This window comes from Streptomyces sp. NPDC052016 (assembly GCF_044548445.1).
In the GTDB taxonomy this organism is placed as follows: domain Bacteria; phylum Actinomycetota; class Actinomycetes; order Streptomycetales; family Streptomycetaceae; genus Streptomyces.
Window position 1 is genome coordinate 52,897 of record NZ_JBIUBX010000007.1, and the last position, 16,404, is coordinate 69,300.

Annotated in this window: 16 protein-coding genes; 13 read left to right on the plus strand and 3 right to left on the minus strand. The window is 70.8% G+C overall.

The genetic code is table 11. The annotated features are described in order from the left end of the window. Window positions 1–113 precede the first annotated feature (113 nt). From ACIHAR_RS10980 to ACIHAR_RS11015, 8 genes are all read left to right on the plus strand, one after another. Complete coding sequence (locus tag ACIHAR_RS10980) at window positions 114–920, plus strand: enhanced serine sensitivity protein SseB (protein ID WP_365460173.1); 807 nt, start codon at window positions 114–116, stop codon at window positions 918–920. Window positions 921–1,062: 142 nt separating this feature from the next. Continuing rightward, window positions 1,063–1,866 carry an enhanced serine sensitivity protein SseB C-terminal domain-containing protein gene (locus tag ACIHAR_RS10985; protein WP_365460176.1) on the plus strand — a complete coding sequence of 268 codons (804 nt, stop codon included), beginning with the start codon at window positions 1,063–1,065 and terminating at the stop codon, window positions 1,864–1,866. A 314-nt stretch (window positions 1,867–2,180) separates the two neighbouring features. Continuing rightward, window positions 2,181–3,188: an ABC transporter permease gene (locus ACIHAR_RS10990; RefSeq protein ID WP_365460179.1), complete on the plus strand. Its 1,008-nt coding sequence runs from the start codon at window positions 2,181–2,183 to the stop codon at window positions 3,186–3,188. 69 nt (window positions 3,189–3,257) lie between these two features. Continuing rightward, window positions 3,258–5,054, plus strand: coding sequence for an ABC transporter substrate-binding protein (locus tag ACIHAR_RS10995; RefSeq protein WP_365460182.1), 1,797 nt, complete (start codon window positions 3,258–3,260; stop codon window positions 5,052–5,054). 111 nt (window positions 5,055–5,165) lie between these two features. Beyond that, the gene (locus ACIHAR_RS11000; RefSeq protein WP_365460185.1) at window positions 5,166–6,164 is read left to right on the plus strand and encodes an ABC transporter permease; all 999 of its coding nucleotides are present in this window, start codon (window positions 5,166–5,168) and stop codon (window positions 6,162–6,164) included. Beyond that, window positions 6,161–7,258, plus strand: coding sequence for an ABC transporter ATP-binding protein (locus tag ACIHAR_RS11005; RefSeq protein ID WP_365460188.1), 1,098 nt, complete (start codon window positions 6,161–6,163; stop codon window positions 7,256–7,258). The genes ACIHAR_RS11000 and ACIHAR_RS11005 overlap by 4 nt, the downstream gene beginning before the upstream one ends. Window positions 7,259–7,272: 14 nt before the next feature. Continuing rightward, a complete protein-coding gene (locus tag ACIHAR_RS11010; protein WP_400018859.1) occupies window positions 7,273–8,814 on the plus strand; it encodes a dipeptide ABC transporter ATP-binding protein in 1,542 nt (513 codons plus the stop codon). A gap of 63 nt (window positions 8,815–8,877) precedes the next feature. Further along, entirely contained in the window at window positions 8,878–9,534 is a 657-nt protein-coding gene (locus ACIHAR_RS11015; protein ID WP_365460191.1) for a trimeric intracellular cation channel family protein, read from the plus strand. Here the strand turns inward: ACIHAR_RS11015 and ACIHAR_RS11020 are convergent. Further along, complete coding sequence (locus tag ACIHAR_RS11020; RefSeq protein WP_400018672.1) at window positions 9,443–10,672, minus strand: alpha/beta hydrolase; 1,230 nt, start codon at window positions 10,670–10,672, stop codon at window positions 9,443–9,445. The two genes, ACIHAR_RS11015 and ACIHAR_RS11020, sit on opposite strands and share 92 nt — an antisense overlap. A gap of 145 nt (window positions 10,673–10,817) precedes the next feature. On the opposite strand from ACIHAR_RS11020, the gene ACIHAR_RS11025 reads away from it, so the two are divergent. Both ACIHAR_RS11025 and ACIHAR_RS11030 read left to right on the plus strand, forming a co-directional pair. After that, the gene (locus tag ACIHAR_RS11025) at window positions 10,818–11,669 is read left to right on the plus strand and encodes a thioesterase family protein (protein ID WP_400018674.1); all 852 of its coding nucleotides are present in this window, start codon (window positions 10,818–10,820) and stop codon (window positions 11,667–11,669) included. Between the two features lie 581 nt (window positions 11,670–12,250). Continuing rightward, the gene (locus ACIHAR_RS11030; protein WP_400018676.1) at window positions 12,251–12,649 is read left to right on the plus strand and encodes a hypothetical protein; all 399 of its coding nucleotides are present in this window, start codon (window positions 12,251–12,253) and stop codon (window positions 12,647–12,649) included. 193 nt (window positions 12,650–12,842) lie between these two features. Here ACIHAR_RS11030 and ACIHAR_RS11035 read toward each other — a convergent pair whose 3' ends face one another. Continuing rightward, entirely contained in the window at window positions 12,843–13,487 is a 645-nt protein-coding gene (locus ACIHAR_RS11035; protein ID WP_365460203.1) for a TetR family transcriptional regulator, read from the minus strand. 121 nt (window positions 13,488–13,608) lie between these two features. Between ACIHAR_RS11035 and ACIHAR_RS11040 the strand changes: the two genes are divergently transcribed. The 3 genes from ACIHAR_RS11040 (at window position 13,609) to ACIHAR_RS11050 (ending at window position 15,522) form a co-directional block, all read left to right on the plus strand. Beyond that, window positions 13,609–13,776, plus strand: coding sequence for a hypothetical protein (locus tag ACIHAR_RS11040; RefSeq protein ID WP_365460206.1), 168 nt, complete (start codon window positions 13,609–13,611; stop codon window positions 13,774–13,776). A 34-nt stretch (window positions 13,777–13,810) separates the two neighbouring features. Next, the gene (locus ACIHAR_RS11045) at window positions 13,811–14,077 is read left to right on the plus strand and encodes a DUF4190 domain-containing protein (protein WP_400018679.1); all 267 of its coding nucleotides are present in this window, start codon (window positions 13,811–13,813) and stop codon (window positions 14,075–14,077) included. A gap of 275 nt (window positions 14,078–14,352) precedes the next feature. After that, on the plus strand, window positions 14,353–15,522 hold the full coding sequence (locus ACIHAR_RS11050) for a cysteine desulfurase family protein (protein WP_365460212.1): 1,170 nt from the start codon (window positions 14,353–14,355) through the stop codon (window positions 15,520–15,522). An 86-nt stretch (window positions 15,523–15,608) separates the two neighbouring features. On the opposite strand, the gene ACIHAR_RS11055 is transcribed toward ACIHAR_RS11050, so the two are convergent. Next, window positions 15,609–16,268, minus strand: a complete 660-nt coding sequence (locus ACIHAR_RS11055; protein WP_400018681.1) for an N-acetylmuramoyl-L-alanine amidase — start codon at window positions 16,266–16,268, stop codon at window positions 15,609–15,611. Window positions 16,269–16,404 lie beyond the last annotated feature (136 nt).

Below are 16,404 nucleotides of genomic sequence, written 5' to 3' on the forward strand. Positions count from 1 at the left end.
GCCGATGGGGGGCGCGGGACGGGTCCGCAGGCCGGGGCGCGGGCAGTGGGGCGGGGTGTCGGTACCCGCTAGCCTTTCAGCCACAGCAGTGGATCCCAGCAGGCGGTAGGCAGATGGATTTCCCCCCGGCGGACCTCCCGGCGGACTTCTCCGCGGACGTCCCGGCACAGGCGCACCCTCATCCGCACGGCGGATGGCCCGGCAACGAGCTGGAGGAGGTGCTCTCGGCCTCCCTCGGCGTGCCGGGCGCCGGCGGGCGGATCCTGGAGGTGCTGGGCCGCAGCTTCGTGTGGGTTCCGCTGCCCAGCGGCGGCGGCCCGCACAGCGGCCCCCTCGACCTGCCCACGCTGGAGCTCGACGGCCAGGCGTACGTGCCCGTCTTCAGCTCCGAGGAGCAGTTCCGCCAGGTCGTCGGCGCGCACATGTCGTACACGATCGCGCCGGCCGTGGAGTTCGCCCGCGGGCTGCCGCCCCAGGTGGGCATCGCGGTGAACCCGGACGGAGTGGTCGGCGTCCCGCTGCCCCCGCCGGCCGTCGCCGAGCTGTGCCGCGCGGGCCGCACCCCGCTGGACGGCCCCGCGAGCGGCGGCCGCGTCCGCCTCTTCGAGCCCGACTGGCAGGACGACCCGGTCGACTTCCTCTCCGCGGCCTCGGCGGAGTTCGAGGCGACGGGCGTCGTCCTCACCGCCCGCCGCTGCCTGGCCGCCATCGAGACGGCCGACCCGGTCATGTTCGTCGGCGTGGAACTCTCCCAGTGGGAGGGGGACCTGAGGGCGCTCCCGCTCGAGGCGCTCGGCAGGGCCCTGGGCGCCGTCGCCGTGAAGTGGCCGGTCAACCTGGTCCTGCTGGACGTGACGGACGACCCGGTCGGCACGTGGCTGAAGGAAAGGGTGCGGCCCTTCTACACCCGGGCGCACTAGGAACGAACCGGAAACCCGGACCAGCCGCGCAGAGCCGCGTCCGCCGACAAGGAACAACCCGCCCCTCGTTGGGCGCCCGTTGTCGGCGGAGCCACCTAAGCTGGTCTCCAACGCGGGGCAACCAAACGAAGGGGCGGTACAGGTGAGCGCCAGCGGCATCGCGGCCGGGCAGGTCGAGCACATGCTGCGCCAGGTCACGCCCGGGCGCTACGACGCCTACGAGGCGCTCCTGCGCGCCCTCGCGACCCCGACCACCGGCCAGGTGTGGATGCTGCTGTGGCACGGACAGGCCGGCTCCCCGGACGCCCAGTACGGCACGATGGAGGTCGAGGGCCACGGCTACGCCCCCTGCGTCACCTCCGCCCAGGAGCTCTCCGCCAGCGGCTGGAACAGGTCCTACGAGGTGGTCGACGGCCTGGACGTGGCGCGCACGCTCTATCCGGACCACCACGGCCTCTGGCTGAACCCGCACGCCCCGGGCGGCGGCGTCGGCATCCCCTGGCTCGACCTGCGCCGGATCGCCACCGGCCTGGACCGGCAGCCGGCCGGACCGCTGCGCCTGTCCGAACCCGCCATCGAGATCCCGCAGTTCTACGCCCTCCTCGCGCAGAACGCCCACCGCACCCCGGCGCTGCGCTCGCTGCGCCGCGCCTGGGTCCAGCCCGCCCTGGGCGCGCCCTACCTCGCCATCGGGCTCGACGTGTACGACACCTCCCCGCCGGCCGTGGACGCCGTACGCGCGATGATGCAGCAGTCGATCGGCGCGATCCCGGAGGGGCTGCCGGTGTCGACGGTCGCCATGAGCGACGACTACGACCCGGTGGTGATGTGGATGCGCGTCCACGCCCGCCCCTTCTACGACCGCGAGGCCCACGCTCCCGCCGCCCCGGCCGCCCAGCAGGCGCCCGCCGCGGGCTACGGTTATCCACCCGCCGGCCGCTACTGACGCCGGCCTGCCGTCCCGTTCCTCGGGCACCACCGTACTTCTGCGCGCGTAGATAGGGGCGGTTGTACCGATTTACTCCTGATACGCCCCAACATGTCGCTGTCCGGCGGACGTTACCCGCCGTCCGGATAACGGAACCCACCTGACCGCATCACGTTTACGCATCCTTTCACTGCCAAGTCTGGCAACAGATCGCCAAAGCGTTGAAGACTCCCGCTCCAGGGGTGCTTCGCCCCTGTGTACGACGGACTGATCACGCCGCTACAGCGGCAAGTGCGGGCCGGCTACCGCCGGTTGAGAGGGGTCCCTGCCAGATGACGGCACCATTGCACGAGCCGACCGCGGAAGCGGCCCCGAGCGCGGCCGAGGAAGCGGCGGTCGCCACCAGCGGCGCCAAGGCCGTACAGGGCCGTTCCCTGGGCCGGATCGCCTGGGAGCGCCTGAAGCGGGACAAGCTCGCCCTGACGGGCGGGGTCGTGGTGCTCGTCCTCATCGTGATCGCCCTGCTGGCCCCGGTGATCACCAATCTGCTCGGGCAGGACCCCAACGAGTACCACGAGGACCTCATCGACCCGCTGTTCGGTACGCCCACGGGCTCCCTGGGCGGCATCAGCGGCGAGCACCTGCTGGGTGTCGAGCCGGTCAACGGCCGCGACATCCTCGCCCGCATCCTCTATGGCGCCCGCATCTCGCTGCTGGTCGGCTTCCTGTCGGCCGTGGTCGCGGTGATCCTCGGCACCGTCCTGGGCATCCTCGCCGGCTTCTTCGGCGGCTGGGTCGACTCCCTCATCAGCCGGGTGATGGACGGCCTGCTGGCCTTCCCCCAGCTGCTGTTCATCATCGCGCTGGTCTCCGTCATGCCGAACGAGATGCTCGGACTGACCGGCACGGGTGTGCGCGTCTTCGTGATGATCCTGGTCATCGGCTTCTTCGGCTGGCCCTACATCGGACGCGTGGTGCGCGGCCAGACGCTCTCGCTGCGTGAGCGCGAGTACGTCGAGGCCGCGCGGTCGCTGGGCGCGGGACGGCTGTACATCCTGTTCAAGGAGCTGCTGCCCAACCTCGTCGCCCCGATCATCGTGTACACGACGATGATGATCCCCACCAACATCCTCACCGAGGCGGCACTCAGCTTCCTGGGCGTGGGCGTCAAGCCGCCCACGGCCTCCTGGGGGCAGATGCTTTCGAGCGCGCTCGATTACTACGACTCGGACCCCATGTACATGGTGGTCCCGGGCGTGGCGATCTTCATCACCGTGCTTGCCTTCAACCTCTTCGGCGACGGCGTGCGTGACGCGCTGGACCCGAAGGGCTCCCGCTGAACTGCCGTACCCCAAGCCTCCCGTGGCTCTCACACGGGGTCTCTCATCAAATCCGGAGGATCCGAGATCGTGACTACCCAACGCACCTCAGGGCGGCGCAAGCAGGCCATGGCCGCTGCCGCCGTGGTCGCGGCGCTGCTGACCACGGCGGCGTGCGGCGGCGGTGGAGATGACGGCGACGGCGGTTCGAAGAACGGCGCCGCCGGGTTCGACGCCGCGAACCAGAAGATCGCCCAGGCCGACCTGGTCAAGAAGGGCGGCGAGCTGAAGTTCGGTGGCGCCCAGGACGCCGACTCGTGGGACACCACGCGCGGCTACTACGGCTTCATGTGGGACTTCGCCCGCTACTACAGCCGCCAGCTCGTCACGAACAAGCCGGAGCCCGGCAAGGCCGGCGCCGAGCTGACCCCCGACCTCGCCACCGGTCTCGCCAAGATCACCGACGGCGGCAAGACCTACACGTACACGCTGCGTGACGGCATCACCTGGGAGGACGGCAAGCCGATCACCTCCAAGGACATCAAGTACGGCATCGAGCGCGTGTGGGCGCAGGACGTGCTGTCCGGCGGTCCGACGTACCTCAAGGAGGTGCTGGACCCGACCGGCGCCTACAAGGGCCCGTACAAGGACACCTCCGCGGACAAGCTCGGTCTGAAGGCCATCGAGACGCCCGACGACAAGACCATCATCTTCAAGCTGCCGAAGGCCAACTCGGACTTCGAGGAGATGCTGGGCCTCATCTCGGCCTCGCCGGTCCGCCAGGACAAGGACACCAAGTCCAAGTACGGCCTGAGGCCCTTCTCCTCCGGCCCGTACAAGTTCGAGTCGTACAACCCGGGCAAGGACCTGACCCTCGTCCGCAACGACCAGTGGAAGCAGGCCTCGGACCCGATCCGCAAGGCCTACCCGGACAAGATCACGGTCAAGTTCTTCTCGAACGCCAACGAGCTGGACCAGCGCCTGATCAACGGCGACCTGGACATGGACATCAACCAGACCGGCATGTCGCCGCAGGGCCGCACCACCGCCCTGAAGCAGCACAAGGCCAACCTGGACAACCCCGTCTCCGGCTACATCCGTTACGCGGTCTTCCCGCAGAGCGTCGCGCCGTTCAACAACATCGAGTGCCGCAAGGCCGTCATCCTCGGCGCCGACCACGTCTCGCTGCAGACCGCGCGCGGCGGCCCGGTGGCCGGTGGCGACATCGGCACCAACATGCTGCCGCCGCAGGTTCCGGGCTCCGAGGGCCAGAAGTACGACCCGTACGAGCTCGCCGGCGCCAACAAGAGCGGCAACGTCGCCAAGGCCAAGGAAGCGCTGAAGGCCTGCGGTCAGCCGAACGGCTTCAAGACCACCATCGCGGTCCGCAACAACAAGCCCGCCGAGGTGGCCACGGCCCAGTCCCTGCAGGCGTCCCTGAAGAAGATCGGCATCACCGCCGAGATCGACCAGTACGACGGCTCGCAGACCTCCAGCATCATCGGTAGCCCCTCCAACGTGAAGAAGAAGGGCTACGGCATCATCATCATGGGCTGGGGCGCGGACTTCCCGTCCGTCCAGGGCTACGGCCTGCCGCTGTGGAACAGCAAGTACATCCTCGAGAGCGGCAACAACAACTACGCCCTGATCAACGACAAGACGATCGACGGCCTCTTCGACACCTACGTCAACACGCTGGACGACGCGGGCAAGGCCAAGATCGCGACCGAGATCAACCACAAGGTGATGGAGGGCGCGTACTACCTGCCCTTCGTCTTCGAGCGGTTCCTCAACTGGCGCGGCAGCCGGCTGGCGAACGTCTACACGTCCGACGGCTACAGCGGCATGTACGACTTCGTCAACCTCGGTCTGAAGTCCACCAGCTGACAACCGGTACACCCGCCGTACGGCACGAAAGGCAGGTGAAGGCCGGCGCGGCGTGATCGCGGGCCACCGGAAGACCTCCGGTGGTCCGCGGTCCGCAGCGGGCCGAGAGCTGTGCTCGCTTATCTCATCAGGCGGCTGTTCGCCGCCGCAGTGATGCTCGTGGTCATCATCATGGTGGTCTTCGGCATCTTCTTCCTCGTCCCCAAGTGGGCCGGCGTCGACGTTGCCCTCAGCTTCGTGGGCAAGCAGGCCGACCCCGCCGCCGTCGAGGGCGTGCGGCAGAAGCTGGGACTGAGCGACCCGATCTACACCCAGGTCTGGGAGTTCTTCAAGGGCATCTTCGCGGGCCGCACCTACGTGGGCGGCGGTGACTCCGTGCACTGCGCCGCGCCGTGCTTCGGTTACTCCTTCCGCAGCGAGCAGGCCGTCTGGCCGGTGCTCACCGACCGCTTCCCGGTGACCCTGGGTCTCGCGCTCGGCGCCGCCGTGCTCTGGCTGATCTTCGGTGTCGCGGCGGGTGTGCTCTCCGCGCTCAAGCGGGGCACCATCTGGGACCGCGGTGCGATGGTCGTCGCCCTCGCGGGTGTCTCCCTCCCCATCTACTTCACCGGCATGCTGAGCCTGGCGATCTTCGTCTTCGGACTGAAGTGGTTCGACGGCCAGTACGTGCCGCTGGAGGACAGCTTCGGCGGCTGGTTCGGCGGCATGATCCTCCCGTGGATCACGCTGGCGTTCCTGTACGCCGCGATGTACGCCCGGATCACCCGTGCCACCATGCTGGAGATCCTCGGCGAGGACTACATCCGCACCGCCCGCGCCAAGGGCCTGCGTGAGCAGACGGTCATCGGCAAGCACGCCATGCGCTCCTCGATGACGCCCGTCCTGACCATGCTGGGCATGGACCTCGGCGCCCTCATCGGCGGCGCGATCCTGACGGAGACGACGTTCAGCCTGCCCGGACTCGGCCAGGCCGTGCTCAACGCCATCAAGAACCAGGACCTGCCGATCATCCTGGGCGTCACTCTGATCACCTCCGTCGCGGTGCTCGTCGCCAACCTCGTGGTGGACGTGATGTACGCCGTGATCGACCCCCGAGTGAGGCTCTCATGACCGAACTCAGCAAGACGGGAGCCGCCGTGGGCGAGCCCACGGGCACCTCGCCCGCGCCGACCGCCTTCCTCGAAGTGCGCGACCTGAAGGTGCACTTCCCGACCGACGACGGCCTGGTCAAGTCCGTCGACGGGCTCAGCTTCCAGCTGGAGAAGGGCAAGACCCTCGGCATCGTGGGCGAGTCCGGCTCCGGCAAGTCGGTGACCTCGCTCGGCATCATGGGCCTGCACACCGCGGGCCAGTACGGCAAGCGCAAGGCGCAGATCTCCGGGGAGATCTGGCTGGACGGCACCGAGCTGCTGTCCGCCGACCCGGACCACGTGCGCAAGCTGCGCGGACGTCAGATGGCGATGATCTTCCAGGACCCGCTGTCGGCGCTGCACCCGTACTACACGATCGGCCAGCAGATCGTGGAGGCGTACCGGATCCACCACGACGTCGACAAGAAGACCGCCAAGCGGCGCGCGGTCGAGATGCTCGACCGGGTGGGCATCCCGCAGCCGGACAAGCGGGTGGACAACTACCCGCACGAGTTCTCCGGCGGTATGCGTCAGCGCGCGATGATCGCGATGTCGCTGGTGAACAACCCCGAGCTGCTCATCGCGGACGAGCCGACGACCGCCCTCGACGTGACCGTCCAGGCGCAGATCCTCGACCTCATCCGCGACCTGCAGAAGGAGTTCGGCTCCTCCGTCATCGTCATCACCCACGACCTGGGCGTCGTCGCCGAACTGGCCGACGACATCCTGGTGATGTACGGCGGCCGGTGCGTCGAGCGCGGTCCCGCGGACAAGGTGTTCTACGAGCCCCGCCACCCCTACACCTGGGGGCTGCTCGGCTCGATGCCGCGCCTGGACCGCGACCAGCAGGAGCGCCTCATCCCGGTCAAGGGCTCCCCGCCCTCCCTGATCAACGTCCCGTCCGGCTGCGCCTTCAACCCGCGCTGCCCGTACGCGGACCTCCCGAAGGACGACGTCACCCGCACGGTCCGCCCCGAGCTGGCCGAGGTCGGCAGCCGGCACTGGGCCGCCTGCCACCTGAGCACGGAGCAGCGGGAGCGTATCTGGACCGAAGAGATTGCGCCGAAGCTGTGAGTGACGAGAAAGCGGTGGAGATTCCCGCGCAGGCTGACCACGGCCGTCGTGCCGACGGCGAGGTGCTGCTGAAGGTCACCGGCCTGCAGAAGCACTTCCCGATCAAGAAGGGCCTGCTCCAGCGGCAGGTCGGGGCGGTGCACGCGGTCGACGGGCTGGACTTCGAGGTCCGCTCCGGCGAGACGCTCGGCGTCGTGGGCGAGTCCGGCTGCGGCAAGTCCACGATGGGCCGGCTGATCACGCGTCTGCTGGAGCCGACCGGCGGCAAGGTCGAGTTCCAGGGCAAGGACATCACGCACCTCGGTGTCGCGGGCATGCGTCCGCTGCGCCGCGATGTGCAGATGATCTTCCAGGACCCGTACTCGTCGCTGAACCCGCGCCACACCATCGGCACGATCATCGGCGCCCCCTTCAAGCTCCAGGGCGTCGAGCCCGAGGGCGGCATCAAGAAGGAAGTGCAGCGGCTGCTGTCGGTCGTGGGTCTCAACCCCGAGCACTACAACCGCTACCCGCACGAGTTCTCCGGCGGCCAGCGCCAGCGCATCGGCATCGCCCGCGCGCTCGCGCTCAACCCGAAGCTGGTCGTGGCGGACGAGCCGGTGTCCGCGCTGGACGTGTCGATCCAGGCGCAGGTGGTGAACCTCCTCGACGACCTCCAGGAGGAGCTCGGCCTGACGTACGTGATCATCGCGCACGACCTCTCGGTCGTCCGGCACGTCTCGGACCGGATCGCGGTGATGTACCTCGGCAAGATCGTCGAGCTGGCCGACCGTGACGCGCTGTACAAGACGCCGATGCACCCCTACACCAAGGCGCTGATGTCGGCGGTGCCGATCCCGGACCCCAAGCGGAAGAACGCCAAGAGCGAGCGCATCCTGCTCAAGGGCGACGTGCCCTCGCCGATCTCCCCGCCGAGCGGCTGCCGGTTCCACACCCGGTGCTGGAAGGCGACGGAGATCTGCAAGACCACCGAGCCGAAGCTGATCGAGCTGCGGCCCGGCCAGCAGGTCGCCTGCCACCACCCGGAGAACTTCGCGGACCAGGCTCCGCAGGACACCGTCCTGCTGACCGCCGCGAAGGAGGCGGCGGAGCTGGTGGCCGACGAGGTGCTCGCGGAGTCGGCGGAGACCTCTGCGGCGGTGGCCTCGCTGACGGAGGGGACGGCGGAGGCTGAGGCTTCGGAGACCGCGCCTGCGAAGGCTGAGGCTTCGGTGACCGCGCCTGCGAAGGCTGAGGCTTCGGAGACCGCGCCTGCGGAGGCTGAGGCTTCGGTGACCGCGCCTGCGGAGGCTGAGGCTTCGGTGACCGCGCCTGCGGAGGCCGAGGGTTCGGTGACCGCGCCTGCGAAGGCTGAGGCTTCGGTGACCGCGCCTGCGAAGTCCGAGGCGTCGGAGACCGCGCCTGCGAAGGCCGAGGCGTCCGCGACCGCGCCTGCGAAGGCCGAGGCTTCGAAGACCGCACCTGCAGAGACCGAGGCGTCGGAGGAGGCCGAGGCCTCCTCCGGTGAGGCTCCCGAGGCGGAGGCCTCGAAGGACGCGCCCTCCAAAGAGAAGTAAGTAACACCCAGCCCCCGCCTTGCAATGTAAGGCGGGGGCTTCGTGTTGGGTGAGAATGGAAGGGTGCTCCAGCAACTCTTCAGCCCGTCCGTCCAGCACACGCTCGACCTCTTCGGCATCTTCGTCTTCGCCATCTCCGGCGCGCTGCTGGCCGTCCGCAAGAACTTCGACGTCTTCGGCATCGCCGTGCTCGCCGAGGTCACCGCGCTGGGCGGCGGGATCTTCCGGGACGTGATCATCGGGGCGGTGCCGCCCGCGGCCTTCACCGATCTGGGGTACTTCCTCACCCCGCTGCTCGCCGCCCTCCTCGTCTTCTTCCTGCACCCGCACGTGGAGCGCATCCAGACCGGTGTGAACGTCTTCGACGCGGCGGGCCTCGGCCTGTTCTGCGTCACGGGCACGACGAAGGCGTACGACCACGGCCTCGGCCTCACCGCGTCGGCCGCCCTGGGGCTGGCCACCGCGGTCGGCGGCGGTGTGCTGCGGGACGTCCTCGCCAACGAGGTGCCCTCCCTGCTGCGCTGGGACCGCGACCTCTACGCGGTCCCGGCGATCGTCGGCGCCACGATGGTGGTGCTCTGCATCCGCTACGACGCCCTCACCCCGCTGGCCAGCGGAGCGGCCGCGGTCACCGCCTTCGTCCTGCGACTGCTCGCGATGCGGTTCCACTGGCGAGCTCCGCGCGCGTGGAACCGTCGCTCGACGGTGCGTGAGGAGTAGCGCCCTTCAGGGCGTGGGCCTGGCCCGTCTGCACGGTCAGCCAGCGGAACGCCGGCACCACCTGCGGCCGCCACAGCGCCATGGTGTGGCCGCCGGCGCTCTTCGGGACGTGCACGACGTGCACGGTCGTGGGTGCCTTCGCCTGCCGCTCCAGCGCCATGCCGTCCTCGTAGCCGTCGCCCGGCTGGCCGGAGAGGTAGAGGGCGACGGCGGGCGGCTGGGCGGCCTCGCGCAGCAGCACGCAGGGGTTGTTCCGCTCGCGCAGGGACGGGCTCTGTGCGGTGAGCGACGCGCGCTCGGCGACCGGGTCGTTGTAGCCGGACAGGCTCACCGCGGCCCGGTAACGGTCGGGATGGGCGACGGCCAGCTTGGTGGCGCAGTGCGCGCCGGCCGAGTACCCGGCGACCGCCCAGCCGCGAGGTGCGGGCTCGGCCCGGAAGTTGTCCATGACCATTCTGGGCACGTCGATGCTCAGCCAGGAGTCGGCGTTGACGGTGCCGGGGATGTTGGCGCAGCCGGTGTCCACCCCGGGGAGCAGCGTGGTGCGCGGCGCGACCAGGATGAACGGCGCGACCTTGCCCTCCTTCATCAGCGGCAGCAGCTGCTCGTGGGCGCGGAGCGTCCCGAACCAGGACTTCGCCGAGCCCGGATAGCCCGGCAGCAGCTCCACGACGGGGAAGGCGCGGTGCCGGTAGGCGGGGTCGTCGTACTGCGGCGGCAGCCACACGTAGACCTCGGCGTTCACCCCGGAGACGCGGCCCTCGAGCTGGGTGACGCGCACTCCGCCGGCCGCGCGCATCCCGGGGCCGCCGGCGCGGGTGAAGGTCTGCCGGACCCTGGGCAGCCGCTCCAGCGCGATGCCGCCGGTGCCGTCGGGGCCCAGGTCGGCGGCCTGCTGCACGTGGTTGCCGGTGCCGAGGAGGTCGTCCCAGTCGTCGTACAGGTTGTTGGAGTTGTTGACCAGGACGAAGACCAGGGCGACGGCCGTGCCCTGGGCGAACAGCAGCATCAGCATCCGGGCCGCGGCCCGCAGGACCCGGGGACCGCGCAGGCGCGACCACAGCAGCAGCGGCAGGGCGACGGCGAGGACCGCCAGCGCGATCAGGGTGGTGAGGAACGGAGTCCCGGTGAGGCTCATGTCCCTGGAGAGGGGAAAAAAGGGCCCGAGGTTGACGGACGTGTACGGACACTTACCGAGAAATCGCGCACCCTTGACTCCGGATCGGGCACCGGGCAAGCATGGAAAGCTACCGCTTAGTAATTGCCTGTTGTACCGTGCAGACATGCCAGAAGCAGCCACCGCCCCCGCCGCCGTCGGGGACAGCGAGTTCGACCGCGACACCGCCGTCACACCGCGCGGGCCGGGCGTCTACGACACCGACCTCTCGGCCGGCTGGACGATCTTCGGCGCCGTCAACGGCGGCTATCTGCTCGCCGTCCTCGGCCGGGCCCTGGCGGACACCCTGCCGCACAGCGACCCGTTCACCGTCTCCGCGCACTACCTCAGTGCCTCCCGCCCGGGTCCGGCGGTCGTCCGCACGCAGACGGTCCGCACCGGCCGCACCCTCTCCACCGGCCAGGCGTCGCTCTTCCAGCACGACGAGGAGGGCCGCGAGGTGGAACGCATCCGCGTCCTCGCCTCCTACGGCGACCTCGACGCCCTCCCCGACGACGTCCGCACGTCCGCCAAGCCCCCGGCCATCCCGCCGATCAGCCAGTGCCTCGGTCCCGAGGACGGGCCCGCGCCCGACGCCGACCAGCAGCCCATCGCCGAGCGGCTGATGCTCAAGCTCGACCCGTCGACCATCGGCTGGGCTCTCGGACAGCCCTCCGGCAAGGGCGAGATGCGGGCCTGGTTCGGCCTGGCCGACGGCCGTGACGCCGACCCGCTCTCGCTGCTGCTCGCGGTGGACGCCCTGCCGCCCACCGCGTTCGACCTCGGCATCGCCGGCTGGGTCCCGACGGTCGAACTCACCGTGCACGTCCGCTCCCGACCGGCTCCGGGTCCCGTCCGCGTGTCCATCGCCACCCGCAACCTCGCCGGCGGCTTCCTGGAGGAGGACGCCGAGGTGTGGGACAGCGAGGACCGGCTGGTGGCGCAGTCCCGGCAGCTGGCCCGCGTCAGGCTGGGCTGAGGGGCGTGCGGCCCGGCCGGGCCGCAGGCCTCGTGTAGGCGTCGGCCCCCTCGGGGGCCGGCACGGCCGGCGCGAAGGGACGCCCCTCGCGCGGCCCGCCCGGGACGGAGGCCCGCGCGGCTCGTCGCTCTCCCAGGCCCTGATCGCCCGCTCTCTGACCACCCCGTAGGCGGCCCCCAGTCGTCGTCCTCGACGTCGTCGGCGAACAGCGGGACGGGGAACCCGGCAGCGGCTGTCGGCGTGTGCCGTTTCGACCCGTACGGCGGGATCCTGGGCGGTGGCGTCCGGTCGTCCGCTGCGTCCGCCGCCGTCTGCTGTCGATCCAGTTGATCGAATGGATCCTGCTGATCCTTTTGATCCTGTGAATCCTGCTGATCCTGCGGACCGCGGCCGCCTCTGTCACGGAGCTGTACCAGCGCGCCGACCGCGCTCCGGTGTGAACTCCCAGACCGACGAGGTCTCTTGAGAAGCGCTTTACCCCACTGACAGGCGGGAAACAGGCCGGGCTCAAGGAGGCCTCAGTCGCCGTTGGTTGAGTTCCGCACCTCAGGACTTCCTCATCCTTCTTGGAGTTGTTTCTCATGGAGCGTGTGCTCAAGTCGGTGCGCCTGGCCCCCGCGGTGGCCCTGCTGGCGCTCTCGCCGCTCGCCCTGGTGGCCTGCGGCTCGGGTGACTCGTCGTCCACGGACAGCGGCACCTCCGGGCAGCAGGCGTGCCAGGCCCCGTCCGGGATGCCGAGCGGTGCGCCGTCAGGGGCGTCCTCGGGGGCTCCCTCCGGGGTTCCCTCAGGGGCCGCGTCGGGCGCGCCGACGGGGACCCCCACCGGCACGCCGACGGGCGTCCCGAGCGGCGCGCCCTCGGGCGTGCCGAGCGGTGGTCCCGGCGGGGGCGGGCAGGGCGGCCCCGGCGGGGGGCAGGGCGGCGGTTGCGGCGGACCGGGCGGCGGCCAGGGGCAGAATCAGCAGGCGCAGCAGGGCTGAACGGACGGCGCGAACACGGGATCCACACGCGAGGGCGGGCCACTCGAAGGCGAGGGCCCGCCCTCGCGCCTGGGACCCGGCAGGCCGGGTGTGGCCGTCGGGTCTTGAGGGACCCGGCAGACGAAGAAGGGGCCCAGCCGATGGGGAAGGGCCCGGCAGGTCGGGGCGGAGCCCGGCGGTCGGGTGGGGAGGCTCAGTCGAGCCAGTGGTGGCGGCCGATGCTGATGAGCCGCATCTGACGGGTCGCGAGCCGGGTGACGCGTTCGAGGGCCTCGGCGGAGACCTCCTCGCCCTCGGCGGCCTCATGGACCTCCAGGAACAGCGAGGCCGTGACGAGCATCTGGTCGACGTAGAGGTGCGACAGCATCAGCAGGTCGTCGTCGCTCCAGCCCTCCGCCTCACGGTCCTTGGCCAGCTCGGCCTTCACCTCGTCGGCGAACCGGGCCAGTTGGTCCCGTATCGCCTCACGGACCGGCTGAACTCCGCCATGTCGCTCGCGGGCGATGAAACGGACATGCGCGGGGTACGCGTGAACGTGACGGGCGATCAACTCGACAGCGCGCGTAATGCGTTCGTCGCTGGAGCCGGCGGCGGTCACGGTGGTGCGGATCATCGGGTGGAGGCTGCCCAGGGCCTCCTCGACCAGGGCCACCCCGAGGTCCGCCGTGGAGCGGAAGTGCCGGTAGAAGGCGGTCGGGGCCACTCCGACGGCGCGGGTGACCTCGCGCAGGCCCAGGCTGCTCAGGCTCTGCTCCTCCAGCAGTCCCAACGCCGCGTCCAGAAGCGCCTGTCGCGTCTTCTGTTTCTGTGCCTGCCGGATGCCGAGGGTGTGACTCATGTCATCAGTTAACAACTGTTCTCCGTAATTGCAAACCCGTAGGACACGCTAGACTCGTGAGTCAGTGAACAACTGTAACTACAACTGTTCACCGAAACTTAACGGAGGGGGATCCGATCCCATGCTGTTCCTCGTCGCCGCCCTTCTGCTGCTCGGCGTGGTCATGGGCACCGTCGCCCACGCGCCACTCGAGTTCAGCCTCGTCGCCGCCGCCGTGATCGCCGCCTGGCTCGGCATCTTCGCGCTCCGCGAGCGCCACGGCCGCCGTCGTCACACCTCGACCCACTGACCTCGCCCCCCGACCGGAAAGGAACGGAACGACCATGCACCTCACCGCACCGGCCACGCGCCGCACGGGCATCCGGGACACCGACGGCATGGCCGTCGCGTCCTTCGTCCTCGGTCTCGTCGGCCTCCTCGTCCTCAACGTCTTCCTCGGCCCGATCGCCATCGTCCTGGCGACGGTGGCCCTCTGGCGCGGCACGAAGCGCCGCGGCCGTGCCTGGCTCGGCCTCACGCTGGGCATCGCCGACCTGGTGGTCCTGGTGGCGTTCATGCAGGCGGACTCGACCATCTCCTGGAGCTTCTGAGGCCCTTCCCGGGCCGGCGCCCCGCCGCCGCTTCCCGGCTGGGGGCGGCCGGTCGGTCCGCGGCCGCCCCAGCCGCTGTGGGCGGTCGTCCCGCAGGGCGACGGGAGTCCTCCACCCGGGCGGAGCCGGGAGTGGGGAGGGCGGGCGCAGCCGACAGCACGTGGTGCTCCGCGACCCGCTCCGCACGCAGGCCGGGCAACATGCACGCGCTCGCCGCGGCTCCCGGTGACCTTGACCCGAGGTCCCTCGACCCCGCGCCGTAGAATCGCCTCACCATGGCTTACCTCGACCACGCCGCGACCACCCCGATGCTCCCGGAGGCGGCAGAGGCACTCACCGCCCACCTGGGCGTCACCGGCAATGCCTCCTCCCTCCACGCATCCGGCCGCCAGGCCCGCCGCACGGTCGAGGAGGCGCGCGAGACCCTCGCGGAAGCGCTCGGCGCCCGCCCCAGCGAGGTCGTCTTCACCTCCGGCGGCACCGAGGCCGACAACCTCGCCGTCAAGGGCCTGTACTGGTCCCGCCGCGACGCCGACCCGGCCCGCACCCGGGTCCTCGCCAGCCCCGTCGAGCACCACGCCGTCCTCGACGCCGTGCACTGGCTGGGCGAGCACGAGGGCGCGACCGTCGAGTACCTCCCGGTCGACGCCCACGGCCGCGTCCACCCGGACGCGCTGCGCGAGGCGATCGCCCGCAACCCGGCCGACGTGGCCCTGGCCACCGTCATGTGGGCCAACAACGAGATCGGCACGATCATGCCGGTCCGCGAACTCGCGGAGGCGGCGGCCGAGTTCGGCGTCCCTCTGCACGCCGACGCCGTCCAGGCCTTCGGCCAGGTCCCCGTCGACTTCGCCGCCTCCGGCCTCGCCGCGATGACGGTCTCCGGCCACAAGATCGGCGGCCCCTACGGCATCGGCGCCCTCCTCCTGGGCCGCGAGTACACGCCCGTGCCCGTCCTGCACGGCGGCGGCCAGGAGCGGCACGTGCGCTCCGGCACCCTGGACGTCCCCGCGATCGCCTCCTTCGCCGTCGCCGGACGTCTCGCCGCCGAGCAGCGCGAGTGGTTCGGCCGCGAGATCGGCGCCCTGCGCGACGCCCTGGTCACCGCGGTCCGTACGGCCGTCCCGGACGCGATCCTCGGCGGCGACCCGGCACCGGAGGGCCGCCTCCCGGCCAACGCCCACTTCACCTTCCCGGGCTGCGAGGGCGACTCCCTGCTGCTGCTCCTGGACGCCCAGGGCATCGAGTGCTCCACCGGCTCCGCCTGCACCGCCGGCGTCGCCCAGCCCAGTCACGTCCTGCTCGCCACCGGCACGGACCCCGACCTGGCCCGCGGCACCCTGCGCTTCTCCCTCGGCCACACCTCCACCGAGGCCGACGTCGAGGCGGTCGCCAAGGCCATCGGCCCGGCCGTGGAACGGGCGCGCGCCGCGGGACTCACCTAGGGGCCTGTAGCGCCCCGGCACGGAAAAGTCACCCTGGCTTCCCCGCGGCCTGATCCGGACGACGGGGTCCAGCGCGCAGCCGCGCCTCAGGCGGAAGCGGCGTACGCGTCCCGCACCAGCCGCATGTACCGGTCCCAGTCCCAGTGCTCGCCCGGGTCGGTGTGGTCCGTGCCCGGCACCTCCACGTGGCCGATGATGTGCTCCCGGTCCACGGGTATCTCGTACCGACGGCAGATGCCGGCGGTCAGCCGCGCGGACGCCGCGTACATCGCGTCGGTGAAGTCCTGCGGGCGGTCGACGAAGCCCTCGTGCTCGATCCCGATGCTCCGCTCGTTGTACGAGCGGTTGCCCGCGTGGTACGCCACGTCCAGTTCGCGGATCATCTGCGCTATGCGCCCGTCCTGGCGGACGATGTAGTGCGTGGCCGCCCGGTGGGCGGGGTCCTGGAACACCTCGACCGCGCTCGCGTAACTGCCCTGGGTGACATGGACGACCACCATGTCGATGCCGTAGTCGTCCGGCCGGTCCGCCCAGCGGAAGTTCCCGTCCGAGGCCGCCACCCACTGCGCATCCCGGAAGTCGACCGCGCCCTCCACCCGCGGCTTCTCCACGCTCGGCAGCCGCCACCACAACCGGGCCAGCTCGTCCCGCGCCAGCACCGCCGAGCCGACGGCGGCCGCCGCCCCGCCGGCCAGCAGCGCACGCCGCCCGATCCGCCGGTCCCCGTCCTTCTTCCTCGCCCCCATACGCCCGCCCCGCTCCTCTTCGTCCCGCATCCTCGCCCGCGAGTGCACGTCCCGCTGCCCGCCGTCCACGGCGTCCCACCGAGCTCCGCCGCGCCCCACCTCGGCCCTCGAGATCCACAACGGATACGCGCGGGCC

Excerpts from the sequence above, each read along its gene's own strand:
- ACIHAR_RS10980 (WP_365460173.1), top strand. The coding sequence starts at position 114 with ATGGATTTCCCCCCGGCGGACCTCCCGGCGGACTTCTCCGCGGACGTC.
- ACIHAR_RS10990 (WP_365460179.1), top strand. The coding sequence starts at position 2,181 with ATGACGGCACCATTGCACGAGCCGACCGCGGAAGCGGCCCCGAGCGCG.
- ACIHAR_RS11005 (WP_365460188.1), top strand. The coding sequence starts at position 6,161 with ATGACCGAACTCAGCAAGACGGGAGCCGCCGTGGGCGAGCCCACGGGC.
- ACIHAR_RS11020 (WP_400018672.1), bottom strand. The coding sequence starts at position 10,672 with ATGAGCCTCACCGGGACTCCGTTCCTCACCACCCTGATCGCGCTGGCG.
- ACIHAR_RS11025 (WP_400018674.1), top strand. The coding sequence starts at position 10,818 with ATGCCAGAAGCAGCCACCGCCCCCGCCGCCGTCGGGGACAGCGAGTTC.
- ACIHAR_RS11030 (WP_400018676.1), top strand. The coding sequence starts at position 12,251 with ATGGAGCGTGTGCTCAAGTCGGTGCGCCTGGCCCCCGCGGTGGCCCTG.
- ACIHAR_RS11035 (WP_365460203.1), bottom strand. The coding sequence starts at position 13,487 with ATGAGTCACACCCTCGGCATCCGGCAGGCACAGAAACAGAAGACGCGA.
- ACIHAR_RS11040 (WP_365460206.1), top strand. The coding sequence starts at position 13,609 with ATGCTGTTCCTCGTCGCCGCCCTTCTGCTGCTCGGCGTGGTCATGGGC.
- ACIHAR_RS11045 (WP_400018679.1), top strand. The coding sequence starts at position 13,811 with ATGCACCTCACCGCACCGGCCACGCGCCGCACGGGCATCCGGGACACC.
- ACIHAR_RS11050 (WP_365460212.1), top strand. The coding sequence starts at position 14,353 with ATGGCTTACCTCGACCACGCCGCGACCACCCCGATGCTCCCGGAGGCG.
- ACIHAR_RS11055 (WP_400018681.1), bottom strand. The coding sequence starts at position 16,268 with ATGGGGGCGAGGAAGAAGGACGGGGACCGGCGGATCGGGCGGCGTGCG.